Origin of the sequence: Rhodococcus sp. JS3073 (genome assembly GCF_026810085.1) — a bacterium.
Taxonomy (GTDB): domain Bacteria; phylum Actinomycetota; class Actinomycetes; order Mycobacteriales; family Mycobacteriaceae; genus Rhodococcus_F; species Rhodococcus_F wratislaviensis.
This window is the reverse complement of the sequence record NZ_CP113952.1, coordinates 868,977-883,136: the sequence shown is the minus strand read 5'-3', so window position 1 is coordinate 883,136 and position 14,160 is coordinate 868,977. Positions and strand designations below refer to the sequence as shown.

Genomic DNA, 14,160 nt, shown 5'->3' with positions numbered 1-14,160 from the left:
GACCAGTCATAGTGATCTCCTTGCCGAGTCAGTTTGATTCGGATACTCGTAGATGAAAAGAACCGTCCGCGTGCCGCCTCTCGCCCGTGAACTAGAGGGCGCTGTGTTCGTTCGGAGGCGGACGGCGACGAACGTACATCTCCATCTGAAGCGTCATGACAGGCTGCGAGTCTCGTGACGATAGGGTTCCGATGGTGGTCACCCGACCCCAGTGAGGGTGGGTATTGCCGATTGCGGTGATACTGAAAGAACCCCGCAGGTAGGTGTCGGCACGGACCGGTGCGCGGAACTGCACCTCACGCAGTGCTCCGCCTGCAACGACGTGCCAGTTTCCGAATACTCGGTTGACAGCGAGGCGTTGGAATACCGCGAGTGTGTGGACGCCGCTCGCGATAATCGTGCCGAAGTGGCTTGCTTCGGCGAGTGCGACGTCGGTGTGAATGTGCAGAGGATCCCAGTGGTCGGCGAACGACATGATCTCCTCCGCAGTTACGAGGTACTCCCCGAGGTCGTACTCGTCTCCTACGACGAGGTCCTCGGCATAGCGCAGTTGGCCGTCACCGGGTGCGGCATGGTTCATTCCGACTTCCTTCCCTGCTGCGGCTGGGCGCTCTGCGCAGCGATTGCGGGCGACTTCGACGCACTTGTCAGTCTTCCCGTGCGGTTACACGAAGTCGGTGTGCCGCGCGGGGTCGATGTCCTGGTCAACAACGCCGAACTCGTGACCGTGGGACCTGCGATCGGCGAGAGCGTTCACGGGTTCCGATCCGTGATTGATGTGAACCTACACGGTTCCTACTGGGCGGCACAGGCATGCGGGCGGGTGATGCAACCGGGGAGCTCGATAGTGAACATCTCGAGCATTCTGGGAATCACGAACACGGGCATGCCGCAAGCTGCCTACAGCGCGAGCAAGGCTGCCATCGCCGGGGTCACCCGAGACCTCGCGCAACAATGGGGTAGCCGAAAAGGTATTCGCGTCAATGCAATTGCGCCGGGCTTCTTCACAGATGCCATCAGCTGGAAATACCCAGAAGCCACATCGAACAACTGGAAAGACGCATGCTCCTCGGACGAACCGGCGAACCAGAAGAGTTGGCGAGTACGGTGGTGTGGCTTGCATCCGAGGCGGGCGGTTACGTCACCGGACAGACGATAGTTGTCGACGGCGGCATCACCATCACTTGACCGGACCCTTAACCCTAGGTGCACCTCTCGTCCTGGCGCGCAGCCTCGGTATCGATCGGCGAACCATGCATCGTCACCTCCCGAGCGCATCGCAGACCTACTCTTTACGTGCTCAACTCTGTGCGCGTGGAACCGGCCGACTACCGGCAGCTCTTCTCGACCCCGGCGCGCTGCAAGGTACACGGCTCGGTGTCCCGAGGATGTACATCAACAAGGACCCCGGCGCCGCCGAGCCGATCGAGACCCGTGCCTGGATCATCGCGTTGCGGGAAAAAGCGGCCGAGGACCCGACGGCTTTGGGTGCGACGGTCATCGAAGTCGATTCCCGTCGTATCCAACTGCGAACGAGACCGGCCTGGTGCCCGGATACGCCGGGCTCCCGTCGTCGCCCTGGCACGACCGGGCGAAGCAGATCGCGCCGAGGGGTACGGGCCTCAGCATGGTCGATCACGGCCTGGTGCCCGAAGGGTTCCTGCATTCAGAGTTGTACGACCTGATCGTCCATGCCTGGGACGACTTCCTAGCCGCCAACGCCGATCCGCACCTTTCCGCCCTGGCCGATGTCGACGGGGACAAGATCTATCCGCATGGGTAACAGCATGGGAGGCGAGGACATCGCAGTCGTTTTCGCCTTGCTCCCATCGGTCGTGGCCGTCGCCGGTTGTCGGCTTTCATGGAACGCGCCCTTCAGCGTCCGGAGCGGATCCCAGATCTCAGATTCGCTTCAACCATTGCATGACGCGAGCCCCGAACGCCTCCCGGCGAGCCTGGTTACGCCCGTCTCCGAATTGGGACGGGACGACCACACCAGGGTCGTTGCCACCAGCCTGAAGTCACCACCCCACACCTCCAATCCTCTTTTCGGCCTGCGTAGTCGTCTGACGGGAAGCAGGCTGCATGGATGCTTCCTCCGGGACGGCAGGTGACGTCTCCATCTGGTTCGCTGTCCGGAAACGGTCGGCAGAGACCTCTAATCGGCAGCTCAGTGCTGCCCGGTCGCGCTCCCCAACCCACATCGAGGACCCATGAACACACCTACTCCCCCGACCCAGCGCAAGACCCCTTCGGAACGGAAGCAAGAGGCGGCGCTCAACCGGCAAAGCCTGTCAGAGGCAGATCTCATCGGCGTCATCGAGGCTCTGACGGGAGAACACCCAATCCCGGACAAGCGCAATGGATCTCGCCACAGAAGAGAGGTTCGACGCTAGCCGCACGATCTCCCGGCACGCCCCGTCATCGCCTCACACGGACCGCCACGGGCCCCCGAGCGAACACGGCCGCAAATGGGCCGTACCGCACCAAGAAGAACACGATGGCTAAGTACCTGCTGCTCAAGCACTACAGCGGCGCGCCCGCATCGGTCAACGACGTACCGATGGACCAGTGGACGCCGGAGGAGATCTCGGACCACGTGCAGTACATGAACGACTTCGCCGCCCGGCTGGAGGGCACCGGCGAGTTCGTCGACAGTCAGGCACTTTCCGCGGAGGGCATGTTCGTCCGGTACGACGGCGAGGGGCGGCCGCCGGTGACCGACGGCCCGTTCGCGGAGACCAAGGACGTGATCGCCGGCTGGATGGTGATCGACGTCGACACCCACGAGCGAGCGCTCGAGCTGGCCGGCGAGTTGTCCGCAGCCCCAGGTGCGGGTGGCAAGCCGATCCACGAGTGGCTCGAGGTGCGCCCCTTCCTGACCGCCGCACCGACCACTACGGAGTGCGGTTTTCACCAGGGATGATGACACGTCCCCCGATCCTCTGATCGCGGTGCCGGGGGCCGCTCGAACAAGGGCGTGCTGTCTAGTGCGTGAGCAAGAGTGGGCTAGAGTTTGAACACTGCCGATGCACAGGATGAGCCGGAGGCGTTTACCCCTTCTCGGGGTTGGTGCCTTCGGTTTTCTGTTTCGCGAGCCGCTCCTCGGTCATTCGCTTCTTCAGCTCCCGGCGGGCGCGTTGCTTCGGGGTCTCCTCTGGTTCGGGCTCGTCGTCGACCGGTCGAAAGGTCGCACGCCCGAGCACGATGTCCGGGTGCACGACCAGCTCGGGGCGGCCCTTGTCGTCGGTGAACAGTCCCATCTCGAACCTCCTCAGTCTTCGGTGACGTCCCGCAGCTGCACGATCATCCGCCGGCCGATGCTGCCATCCGGGCGACGGTAGCGCCCCTCACCGGACGAGACCACCTCAAAGCGCATCCCCCGCGGCAACAGGTGCGCGGTGTCATCGACGGTGTCCGATCGGCCCAAGTACATCCCGCGGTCGGTCTCGATCTCGAACACCACATCCCGTTCCCCGAGTGTCTGATCGAGTTGATGAACCGCGTGGGTGGCCATCGTGTGCCGGTCGAAGTCCAACCGCGATCCCGGCTGCAGGGTCGAGGGCAAGTTGACCGCTTCCTGCGGCGCCGTGTGCGGGAGGGTGACTGCGCAGTAGAGGATGTGCCCTCGGTCGCCCCACCGTTCCGCGGTCTGAATTGCCCGGTCCACCCGCTGGACCTGCGAGCGGGTCTTCTCGTCGAGGTGCTGGGCGTCACCGCGTGCCTTCGACAAGGCTTCGCCGACGTTGTTCCACCGGTCCGGGTTGTCGATCAGGGTCTGCACGGCGGTGTAACCGACCGCCGGCAACCGCGACTGCGCCCTGTGCTTGTTCACCGAGCGCACCTTGCGCTGACGTGAACTCAGCGGCTGGCGAATCGAATCCGGGATCGACAAGTCCCGGCGTTTACGTTCGGAGACCTCGGGCACTGTCGCTCGGGGGAAGGCCCGCTCCAGGTCTTTCCGAGCACGGGTGAATTCGGCATCCTCGACCATCCGGTCCAGTTCCCGCGCCGAATCACGCTCCTGTGCGCGGTCTTTGTACGCGGCGGCCGGGCGATAGCCGGCGGGCTTCGATGCGGGCGTGCTGCTGGTGCCGGCCTCCGGATCCAACCGGGTCGGAGGCGCGTCCGGACTCACGTTGTACGCCACCAGATCCCCTCCCGCTGCGTCGAACACACCCCAGATATGACGAAGCGTGGCAGGCATTAATGTCCCAATTGACGGCCTGCCACGCTCGGACCCAACCAGAGGACGGGTCTACCGAGGGAGAAGCATTCCGGTGACCAAACCAGTAACTCGCTCCCACGCGCACCGTCAGCGTTGCTGACGACGACTCGAGCATACCGAAACCCACGGTGGGAAATCCGATCCACTCACCCTCGGACGGAGTGTCACCGTTCTGGCTGTTGACCTGCAGCGACGGCATGTCCCCTGAAGTAGGGGTTGGGTGTGAACGCCGCACCGGCGGCCTTCTTCGCGAACCCATTGAAGGGCACGATTTCGATCACCACCGGCTCAGGGCAGGATTGGGTCGTGAGCCACCGAACCGCAGCAGACCTCGAGCGTGAACTCGCCATGCTCGCCTACGTACGCGACCGCCTCCGGGCGTCGGAGGGCGAGGACTTCCGCATCCCGACCACCAGTGTCGATCAGGTTCTCGATGAGCTCGACAGCCTCGCACGATCGCCGTGGGATCCGACCATGAGTCCGCCGCCCGAGGGAGCTTGGGACGCTCACGCTGGTGGTGAGGGAAGCCCGGACGATGGGGGCGGATCCGCCGGCCACCTGAACGGATCGTAGAAACCCCAGAAAGTACAAAACCCCGGTGACATGCACGAAGTGCAGAGGCCGATCCGGGGTCTTCGCGATCAACGGTACACGACCCGGAGTGAGATGACGAACCGCCCCCCTGCCCTTGTTACCAGCCTGCAAACCGGGCTGACCAGCGAAAGGCTGGCTCCCTACCTGCGCGCGGCGGGTGGAAACATCGATCGCGCTCTCGACCTGTACGAATGGAACACCCAGGTCAGCGCCGCACTCTTCGCAGACTTCAGCTACTTCGAAGTCATCCTGCGCAACGCCTGCCACCGCCAGCTCCAACAGTGGGCGGCCAGGCAGAACTCGACCGTCCCCTGGTATCGGCACCCCGCCCTGTCCCCGCGGTCGGCAGACGATGTCACCAAAGCCCGCACCCGCGCAACGCGCGGACGGCGGCCAGAAACCGACGGCCGCGTGGTCGCCGAGCTGATGTTCGGGTTCTGGCGCTTCCTGCACTCGAGGTCCTACGAGGCAACACTGTGGACACCCAGCCTGCGGCACGCCTACCCCCACCAAACACCGCGCCGCCGCAGCGACGTCTACACCCGTCTCGATCACCTCAACACCCTGCGTAACCGCATCGCCCACCACGAACCCATCCACGGACCCACCATCGGGGACACCGGCAAGGACATCGCCGCCCTCCACGACGAACTCCTCACCATCCTCGGATGGATCGACCCGACGATCGAGACCTGGCTCCGCGCACACAGCACCGTCCCCCGCACCCTGCAACAGCGGCCGTAACTCTGCCATGAGGTGCCGCATGCAAACCGGGCCAAGCCTTTCGCGAATGCAGCACGCAGGGAGTCGAACCGACGACGGTCGGCACTGCGGCCGCCGTCCCATCGGTGGCACCACGGCCCCAGCCCAAGCAAGGCGCCCCGAGTGGAGTGCTCCCCTCCAAACTGTTGGGTCTATAGCTAGGATCCTCGGGAGCTGACTGTCAAAATAACATTCAGATAGGCTACGTACATGCACTGGCTCGACTACAGCACTGACAATTGCTCGATCCAGCGAACGCTGGATGTCGTCGGCGATAAATGGTCCATGATCGTGCTCCGCGAGCTGTTTAACGGCGTTTGCCGTTTCGACCAGATACGCTGGCACACAGGTATTTCGGAGCCAGTACTGTCGAATCGGCTGCGAAGGCTCGTCGACGCCGAGGTGCTCGAGACGGTGCCGTACCGAGAATCGGGTAGGCGAACGCGGCAAGAGTACCGACTCACCACCAAAGGTCGTGGCCTGTATCCGGTACTGATCGCCCTGATGCAGTGGGGCGACCAGTACCGCATCGATCCAGAGGGTCCCGCGGTGACCGTGCAACACCGCGAGTGCGGAAACCCGGTCGAGGCGATTGTGCGCTGCACCGGTGGACATGACCTGCAGCATCCACGTGATGCACAGGCGGTCCCCGGCCCTGCAGCCCGCGCCCTGCAGAGGTAGCCAGGCCGCTGGAACAGGCTAAGTGACGACCCTCGAGCGGTTGTTCGTGCGCAGAGTCGAATACGAGACGGAAAGTATGAGCGGTGAACGGATTCGAAGACGGCGATCATGCAAATATCGCGCAATTGTTTCACGGTATTGTCGAGCAGTCTGTTGCTGGTATCTATCTTATTCAGGACGGCACGATGCAGTACGTGAACGATAAGTTCGCGGACTTTTTCGGGACCACGCCTGCACGGTTCATCGGTAGACCGTTGGCAGATGTTGCTCCGCCTGAGCAACGCCAGAGTTTGGTGGCGCAATACGAAAGGCGAGTTCAGGGCTCGGACCAGGGGTCTCATTTTCTCATTCGTGCCAATGTCCGACGCCGAGGCCCTCGTTTGATCGAGATCCATGGGCGGCAGGTGATTTATCGCAACCGGTCGGCGGTCGTGGGGATCGGTATCGATGTGACCGAACGCGAGAAGGCGCTCAAGGACATTGAGGCGTCTCGATCGCAATTGCGGGCGTTGATGTCGGCCGTCGAGACGATTCAGGACACCGAGCGCGCGCACATCGCCCTGGAGCTGCACGACGATATCGGGGGGTTGCTGACGGCGTTGAAGTTCGATGTTGCGCGACTGCGGCGACGCCTTACGGATGCGGATGCGCCGAATTCCGGAACCCGATCGGAGCCCACCGACATCGCTGGACTATTGCAGTTGACGCACGAGATCTCCGGTACGGCGCAGGAAGCGATCGACGCGGTGCGCCGGATTTCGGATGAGCTGCGCCCTTCCCTCATCGATCACCTGGGCATGCTCGACGCGATCCGCGATCACGCCGCGAAGTTCCAGGCACGCTACGGCATTTGCTGTTCGGTCACCGTTCCGCAGACCGAGTCCGCGGCCGACCCGGCGTCGGAACGAGACCTGTTCCGGATCATTCAGGAAGCGTTGACGAACGTCGCCAGACACGCATCTGCGACGAAGGTAACCATCACGCTCGTGCGTGACGACGACACCCTCGAGGCGACGATCGAAGACGATGGCGTCGGGCTTCCGACCTCAATCGAGGAGTCGACCGACGGGCTGGGTCTGGCGGGAATTTGCGAACGCGCCCGGCGTATCGGAGGGCACACGACGATCGGAAACTCGACCGCGGGTGGCGCACGCATCGAGGTACGGGTCCCGTGGGCGTTCGCGAAGTAGCCACGAGCACCGGGGGGGTCAATCGATGAGTCGATTACGTACCGCGTACTGCACCAACGCCGCATTTCCGTCCAGCCCCATCTTCTTCAGCAGCCGGGACCTGTAGGTACTGACCGTCTTGATACTGACGTGCATTTCCTGCGCAATAGCGGTCAGACTGACGCCATTGGCAATCTGCATCATGACCGAATATTCACGCTCCGACAGTGTCAGGTGCCGATTTTCGCTCTGCAGGACGTCGACGTTCTCGAGCATCTGCTCCGCAACGTCGGGAGTGATGTACCGGCCGCCCGCCACCACTTTACGGATCGCGGCGATGAGCACCTCGGCGTCCATGTCCTTCGACACATAGCCGCTCGCGCCGGCCTCGAAGGCGCGAAGCGCGTACTGCTTGGCCGAGTACATGCTCAACATGATGACCGGCAGATGCGGTGCGATGCGCGCGATCGCGGGCAGGAGTTCGAGACCGCTGCGGACCGGTAGGTTGATGTCGAGGAGAACCACACTGAACGAATGTTCTCGGATGAGTTTCAACGCGGTGGTTCCGTCGGCGGCCTGCATCACGGAGTCGATGCTGCGGTCTTCTTCGAGTAGGCGCACAAGTCCGGCTCTGAAGATGGTGTGGTCGTCCACGAGCAACACGTTGATCATTTTCTCGGTGCCCTTCCCGAATAGTCGGTCCTGATGGTAGCGACCCGCCGAGCACCGCCGGACCCTGGAATTTTCCGGGCGTGCCGATGCCGGGCGGGTTTACGCAGAACCCGTGATCGGCATTTCCGGCGTGACGATCGGACGATCGATGTCGATGTGTGTCGGATAACTCCGACGCCGAGCGTGGTGTTCTTCCGACAGACACCGAGGGGCGAACCGCGGAAGTATCGGCCTTGCCAAGGCATACCAGTGGGAAGGGCCGAAACCCGATGAACTACACACCTCCGATCCGTGAGATGCAGTTCGTACTGCACGAGGTGCTCGACGCCGCCGCTACGCTTCAAGGCGCCGGGGTCGACGTCGACCGCGACACCATCGACGGAGTGATCGAGGGTGCCGGCGACTTCTGTGCTCGCATACTCGCTCCGCTCAACACCGTGGGTGACCGCGACGGGTGCCGTCTGGTCGGCGACACGGTGGTGACTCCCCCGGGGTTCAAGAAGGCGTACGACCAGTACGTCGCCGGCGGGTGGCCGGCTGTGGACTGCGATGTCGAGCACGGCGGCGGTGGTATGCCGTCCACCGTCGGTTCCGCTATCAAGGAGATGCTCGCGTCGGCCAATCCCTCCTGGACCCTCTACACGAGCCTGTCCGCCGGCGCGTACCGATGCCTCAACGCCAATGCGTCAGAGGAACTCAAGCGCCGCTACCTGCCGCAACTGGCCTCCGGTCAGTGGACCGGCACCATGTGCCTGACCGAGCCGCATTGCGGCACCGACCTGGGCCTACTCACCACCCGCGCGGTACCGGCCGATGACGGCAGCTACCGGATCAAGGGGGCGAAGATGTTCATCACGTCCGGTGAACACGACCTTGCCGAGAACATCGTGCACCTCGTGCTGGCCAGGACCCCGGATGCCCCCAAGGGCACCCGGGGTATCAGCCTGTTCGTCGTCCCGAAACGTACGGTCGACCCCGACGGCGCCGTCGGCAACCGCAACGGTGTGTTCTGCGACAGCATCGAGAACAAGATGGGGTTGCACGGAAGCGCGACCTGCGTGCTGCGCTTCGACAACGCCGTCGGACACCTCGTCGGCGAGGTGAACAAGGGTTTGGCGGCGATGTTCGTGATGATGAACGGCGCCCGGCTGGGCACCGGTGTGCAAGCGCTCGGGATGAACGAGGTGGCGAACCAGAAGGCCCTGACGTACGCCCGTGAACGCATCCAGTCTCGGGCCCCGGAGTCGATGCGCACACCGAATCAGGCCGCGGACCCGATCATCGATCAACCGGATGTGCGGCGCATGCTGCTCACCCAGAAGTCCTGGTCGGGTGGATCGCGGCTGTTCCTGTACTGGTTGGCATTGCAGGTCGACCTCCGCAAGTCGTCGCCCGATCCGTCGGTCCGCGAGTACGCCGAAGACATGCTGTCCCTGCTGACCCCGGTGGCCAAGGCATTCGTCTCCGATCGTGCGGTCGATTCTGCCTCGTTGGGGATGCAGGTCCACGGCGGCGCCGGCTACATCGCCGATTACGGCGCCGAGCAGACCTTCCGGGACACCCGGATTCTCCCGATCTATGAGGGGACCAACGGTGTGCAGTCCCACGACCTGCTGCAACGGAAGGTACTCAGCGACGGCGGTCGCCGGTTCAAGCAGCTCGTCGAAATGGTCAGTGGCTATGCACAGACACTCGACGGCCGGCAGGAGATGGATCTCTTCCGGGTCGCTCTCATAACGCTGGCCGGGGAGATCGACACCCTCGTCACCGACCTGGCCCGTTGGGCGCAGGATGACGACTGCCGGGTCGGGACCAGTGCGGTCGATTTCCTCAATCTCGTCGGTTACTACGTACTCGCCTACTTCTGGGCGCGTGCCGCGGACACCGTGCTGCAACTGGGCGATCAGGCCACCGACTTTCACCGTCAGCAACTCGCCATCGCGCGCTTCTATTTCGACAAGCTGCTGCCCGATACGTTCTCGCTGCTGGTCCGAGCCCGCTCGGACACAAGGATTTTGATGGACGACGCAGCCATTGCCTTCTAAGGGTTCCGCCGCGTCACCACTGGACTCTCCTCCTCTCCGCACGCCTCGATGACATCGATTCTTCGAGGCACGATCACAGAAGGCCGCACACGATGACCAACACCAAGAATTTGTTTGCTCTCGACGGACGCACCGCCCTTGTCACTGGGGGATCGCGTGGCCTCGGCCTGCAGATCGCCGAGGCACTCGGTGAGCAGGGCGCTCGCGTGGTGATCAGCTCACGCAAGGCCGACTCCTTGCGCAGCGCGCAGGAGCGTTTGTCCGCCAAGGGAATCAAGTGTGAATGGATCGCCGCAGACTCGAGCCGCGAGGAGGAGGTCCTGCGGTTGGCGGACGAGGCCCTCGAGCGAGTCGGCACGATCGACATCCTTGTCAACAACGCCGGTGCAACCTGGGGGTCGCCGGCCGAGGATCTCCCGCTCGCCGCGTGGGACAAGGTCATGAATTTGAACGTCCGCTCGCTGTTCCTGCTGTCGCAGCAGATCGGCAAGCGATCAATGCTCCCGGCCGGTTACGGGCGAATCATCAACCTCGCCTCGATCGCAGGCATGAAAGGTAACGCCCCCACCGGCGCGAAGACGATCGCCTACAACACCAGCAAGGCCGCGGTCATCAACTTCACCCGAGCCCTCGGCGCGGAGTGGGCTCCCCATGGCATCACCGTGAATGCGTTGGCACCCGGCTTCTTTCCGTCCGACATGACCCGCGGCACGCTGGAGAAGCGGCTCGACTCGATCACCGCGCGCATTCCGCAGGGCCGGATCGGCGACGAGAACGACCTCAAGGGTGCCGCGTTGCTCTTTGCCAGTGACGCCGGCAAGCACATCACCGGCCAGATTCTGGCCGTCGACGGCGGCGCCACGGCGATCTGACCGCCCTATTTTGTCTTCCACGAAAGGTACCCGATGACCACCGACACGAAGCCCGGCGAAGTCACCCTGCGGATCGACGGCCGGATCGCCGTGATCACCGTCGAGAACGAGGCGAAGAAGAACTCGTATTCCCCGGAGATGATGGAACAGCTGAGCGAGCATCTGACGACGTTCGATGACGACGACGATCTGTGGGTGGCCGTGTTCTGCTCGGCGGGCAAGGATACGACCGCTGGCCTGGACATGCCCAAGTTCTTCGGTCCGAATGCGACGGCGAAGCCCCGCGATCCCGCGAAGGTCGATCCGTTCGGGCTCGGCCGTCGATGCCGCAAGCCGGTCATCGCGGTCGTCCAGGGCCTCACGTTCACGGTGGGCATCGAGATGATGCTCGCCGCCGACATCGTCGTGGCCGCCGACACGGCGCGCTTCCAGCAACTCGAATCCAAGCGGGGCATCGCCCCGATCGGTGGCGCCCATTTCCGCTACCTGACGCGCACCGGCTGGGGAAACGCGATGTACCACCTGTTCTTGTGCGACCAGTTCGACACCGATACCGCCCTGAGGATGGGATTCGTCCAGGAGGTCGTACCGTTCGGGCAGCAGATCGACCGCGCGATCGAACTCGCCCGTCAGATCTGCAAGAACGCACCCCTGGGGATCCGCGCGACGAAGGTCGGTGCGATGGCCTTCCTGGACGCGGCCGAGCAGGCCGCGATCGCGCAGATCCCGGTCATTCGCGAGCAAGTGATGAACTCCGAGGATTGCAAGGAAGGTATCCAGTCCTTCATCGAGCGGCGTGAAGCCGTGTTCCAGGGTCGCTGAACCGGATCAGAAAGAGAAGAGCTTTCGTATGAGTGAGACAACGCAGATCGTCAACCTGTCACCGACCGTGCAGTACGAGGTGCGAGGTGATGTCGCGGTGATCCGGCTGGCGAATCCCCCGGTGAACGGACTCGGTGACACCATCCGCACCGGACTGTCCGCAGGGATCTCCGCGGCGCACGATGATGCGATCCGAGCAGTGGTCATCGTCGGTGACGGCAAGGGATTCTGCGGCGGGGCAGATTTGCGGCAGTTCGGAACACCGGCCGCCGCCGTGAAGCCGTCCGTCTCGGAGGTGTTCGACCAAATTCAGGCTCTGCGCAAACCGGTGGTGGCCGCCATCCACGGCTTCGCCCTCGGCGGCGGCCTCGAACTGGCGTTGGTGTGCAACTACCGCATCGCCCAGACCGGGGCGACGATCGGGCTTCCCGAGGTCAACGTGGGTCTGCTCCCCGGGGCCGGCGGCACCCAGCGCCTGCCGCGGCTGATCGGCACCGGGCAGGCCCTGGAGATGATCCAGAACGGTGCCACCGTCACCGCTGCCCGCGCCGCCGAACTCGGGATCATGGACCACTGTGTGGCCGGTGACCCCCTCGACGCTGCACTGGCCTTCCTGAGCAACAGCGTCCCCGAGGGCGCGGGGGCCCCGCTCATCGACGATCGCCCGCCGGCCAGCAGTGAGGGCGTCGACTTTGACGCCGCCCGCCGCCGCGTTCGGCCGAGCACGCGCAATGGGGTGGCACAGCTCGCGGCAATCGATGCGGTCGAGGCTGCCACCACTCACTCGATCGGAGAAGGCCTGGCGCTCGAACGCACCGCATTCGTGCGATTGGTCGACAGCCCCGAAGCGAAGGCACTGCGCCACGTCTTCTTCGCCGAAAAACAAGCGGCCAAGGTCGCCGACATCGACCGTGCCACGGCTCCACGGCCGATCAACCGGATTGCTGTGATCGGCGCCGGCACCATGGGCACGGGTATCGCGATGGCCTTCGCCAACGGAGGCTTCCCGGTAGATCTGATCGAGCAGAACACCGATGCTCTCGATCGCGGAGTCAGGACAATCCGTCGTAACTACGAGGCCACCGCCGCAAAGGGTCGGCTGACCGCGCAACAAGTGGAGCAGCGAATCGCCTTGATCGCGCCGAGCCTCGAACTCGGAACCGCGTCCACGGCGGACCTCGTCGTGGAAGCGGTCTTCGAGGACATGGCAGTGAAGAAGGAGGTGTTCGCGAAACTCGATGCCCTCTGCAAGCCGGGCGCGCTGCTGGCCTCGAACACCTCCCGGTTGGATGTCGACGAACTCGCCCGGTCGGTCTCCCGGCCGCAGGACGTCATCGGTCTGCACTTCTTTAGTCCGGCGAATGTGATGAAGTTGCTCGAGGTGGTGCGCGGCGACGCGACGGCGGACGACGTCGTCGTGACGAGCCTGGCGCTCGCGCAGAAGATCGCGAAGGTTCCGGTGTTGTCGAAGGTGTGTGACGGGTTCATCGGGAACCGGATGCTTTCGCCGTACCGCCGCGAGGCGGACTTCCTTCTCGAAGAAGGCACCACGCCGGATCGGATCGACAGCGTCCTAAGGGATTTCGGCCTCGCCATGGGACCGTTCGCCATGTCCGACCTGGCCGGGCTCGACATCGGATGGGCAGCCCGCAAGCGCCTGGCTCCGACGCGGCCCAAGCACTTGCGGTACTCACGGGTTGCCGACGTTCTCTGTGAGAGTGGCCGCTTCGGACAGAAGACCGCTGCCGGATACTTCCGGTACGGGGATGGCAGCCGGAATCCGGTGCCTGATCCGGTGGTCGAGGAGGTTATCCGGCGCTGCGCCGCAGAAGACGGGATCGAGCGCCGGGAGATCAGTGACGCCGAGATCGTCGACCGGTGCATCCTCGCGCTTGTGAACGAGGGCGCGAAGATCCTCGGTGAGGGCATCGCTCAGCGCGCGTCCGACATCGATGTCGTCTACGTCGACGGGTACGGCTTCCCGGCCTACCGGGGTGGGCCGATGTACTACGCGGAGCACCTCGGCCTTGCCGAGGTGCTCCGCAAGATCCGCGAGTTCGAAGCAACGCATGGGGAGTGCTGGACTCCCGCGCCGCTGCTCGAAAAGCTCGTCCGCGACGGGGAAACCACCTTCCAGTAGACCGCCACTGCGCGAAAGGCGCAGCGCGGCAGTTCATACCGGTGTCGTCTCCCGTTCGGAGCTGGGTAGGCCGACACCGGTATCGGCCTGCCCGCAGGTAGAGGAACAGTCTCTTCTCTTCCTGCGGGCAGCCATCCGGAAGCGGTGTCAGAAGATTCCGACACGAGCGGCCTCG

At 63.9% G+C, this 14,160-nt stretch carries 13 protein-coding genes and 2 pseudogenes; 11 read left to right on the top strand and 4 right to left on the bottom strand.

The features are described 5' to 3' along the window. Nucleotides 1–91: 91 nt before the first annotated feature. Nucleotides 92–580, bottom strand: a complete 489-nt coding sequence (locus OYT95_RS41990; RefSeq protein WP_037235739.1) for a MaoC/PaaZ C-terminal domain-containing protein — start codon at nucleotides 578–580, stop codon at nucleotides 92–94. Between the two features lie 111 nt (nucleotides 581–691). Here OYT95_RS41990 and OYT95_RS41985 point away from each other — a divergent pair. From OYT95_RS41985 to OYT95_RS41975, 3 genes and pseudogenes are all read left to right on the top strand, one after another. Next, nucleotides 692–1,188 (top strand): annotated as a pseudogene (locus OYT95_RS41985) (SDR family NAD(P)-dependent oxidoreductase); the annotation flags it as partial. Nucleotides 1,189–1,352: 164 nt separating this feature from the next. Beyond that, a pseudogene (locus tag OYT95_RS41980) lies at nucleotides 1,353–1,774 on the top strand (hypothetical protein); the annotation flags it as partial. A gap of 726 nt (nucleotides 1,775–2,500) precedes the next feature. Further along, nucleotides 2,501–2,926, top strand: coding sequence for a YciI family protein (locus OYT95_RS41975; protein ID WP_268792472.1), 426 nt, complete (start codon nucleotides 2,501–2,503; stop codon nucleotides 2,924–2,926). Nucleotides 2,927–3,053: 127 nt separating this feature from the next. On the opposite strand, the gene OYT95_RS41970 is transcribed toward OYT95_RS41975, so the two are convergent. After that, a complete protein-coding gene (locus OYT95_RS41970) occupies nucleotides 3,054–3,263 on the bottom strand; it encodes a hypothetical protein (RefSeq protein ID WP_037235748.1) in 210 nt (69 codons plus the stop codon). Nucleotides 3,264–3,274: 11 nt separating this feature from the next. Further along, nucleotides 3,275–4,150, bottom strand: coding sequence for a hypothetical protein (locus OYT95_RS41965; protein WP_037235918.1), 876 nt, complete (start codon nucleotides 4,148–4,150; stop codon nucleotides 3,275–3,277). 384 nt (nucleotides 4,151–4,534) lie between these two features. Between OYT95_RS41965 and OYT95_RS41960 the strand changes: the two genes are divergently transcribed. The 4 genes from OYT95_RS41960 to OYT95_RS41945 all read left to right on the top strand — a co-directional run bounded on the left by OYT95_RS41960 (nucleotide 4,535) and on the right by OYT95_RS41945 (nucleotide 7,455). Further along, nucleotides 4,535–4,801: a hypothetical protein gene (locus OYT95_RS41960; RefSeq protein WP_156046646.1), complete on the top strand. Its 267-nt coding sequence runs from the start codon at nucleotides 4,535–4,537 to the stop codon at nucleotides 4,799–4,801. 93 nt (nucleotides 4,802–4,894) lie between these two features. Continuing rightward, nucleotides 4,895–5,566 carry a hypothetical protein gene (locus tag OYT95_RS41955; protein ID WP_037235921.1) on the top strand — a complete coding sequence of 224 codons (672 nt, stop codon included), beginning with the start codon at nucleotides 4,895–4,897 and terminating at the stop codon, nucleotides 5,564–5,566. 228 nt (nucleotides 5,567–5,794) lie between these two features. After that, nucleotides 5,795–6,265, top strand: a complete 471-nt coding sequence (locus tag OYT95_RS41950; RefSeq protein WP_037235752.1) for a winged helix-turn-helix transcriptional regulator — start codon at nucleotides 5,795–5,797, stop codon at nucleotides 6,263–6,265. An 83-nt stretch (nucleotides 6,266–6,348) separates the two neighbouring features. Beyond that, nucleotides 6,349–7,455, top strand: a complete 1,107-nt coding sequence (locus tag OYT95_RS41945; protein ID WP_037235753.1) for a PAS domain-containing sensor histidine kinase — start codon at nucleotides 6,349–6,351, stop codon at nucleotides 7,453–7,455. Between the two features lie 18 nt (nucleotides 7,456–7,473). Here OYT95_RS41945 and OYT95_RS41940 read toward each other — a convergent pair whose 3' ends face one another. Beyond that, nucleotides 7,474–8,106: a response regulator gene (locus OYT95_RS41940; protein ID WP_037235754.1), complete on the bottom strand. Its 633-nt coding sequence runs from the start codon at nucleotides 8,104–8,106 to the stop codon at nucleotides 7,474–7,476. Between the two features lie 269 nt (nucleotides 8,107–8,375). Here OYT95_RS41940 and OYT95_RS41935 point away from each other — a divergent pair, with 269 nt between their 5' ends. The 4 genes from OYT95_RS41935 to OYT95_RS41920 all read left to right on the top strand — a co-directional run bounded on the left by OYT95_RS41935 (nucleotide 8,376) and on the right by OYT95_RS41920 (nucleotide 13,985). Beyond that, nucleotides 8,376–10,151, top strand: a complete 1,776-nt coding sequence (locus OYT95_RS41935) for an acyl-CoA dehydrogenase family protein (protein WP_037235755.1) — start codon at nucleotides 8,376–8,378, stop codon at nucleotides 10,149–10,151. 92 nt (nucleotides 10,152–10,243) lie between these two features. Continuing rightward, a complete protein-coding gene (locus tag OYT95_RS41930; RefSeq protein ID WP_268792471.1) occupies nucleotides 10,244–11,023 on the top strand; it encodes an SDR family oxidoreductase in 780 nt (259 codons plus the stop codon). A 33-nt stretch (nucleotides 11,024–11,056) separates the two neighbouring features. Further along, entirely contained in the window at nucleotides 11,057–11,845 is a 789-nt protein-coding gene (locus OYT95_RS41925; RefSeq protein ID WP_037235759.1) for a crotonase/enoyl-CoA hydratase family protein, read from the top strand. Between the two features lie 28 nt (nucleotides 11,846–11,873). Further along, a complete protein-coding gene (locus OYT95_RS41920; protein WP_268792470.1) occupies nucleotides 11,874–13,985 on the top strand; it encodes a 3-hydroxyacyl-CoA dehydrogenase NAD-binding domain-containing protein in 2,112 nt (703 codons plus the stop codon). Nucleotides 13,986–14,160: the final 175 nt, after the last annotated feature.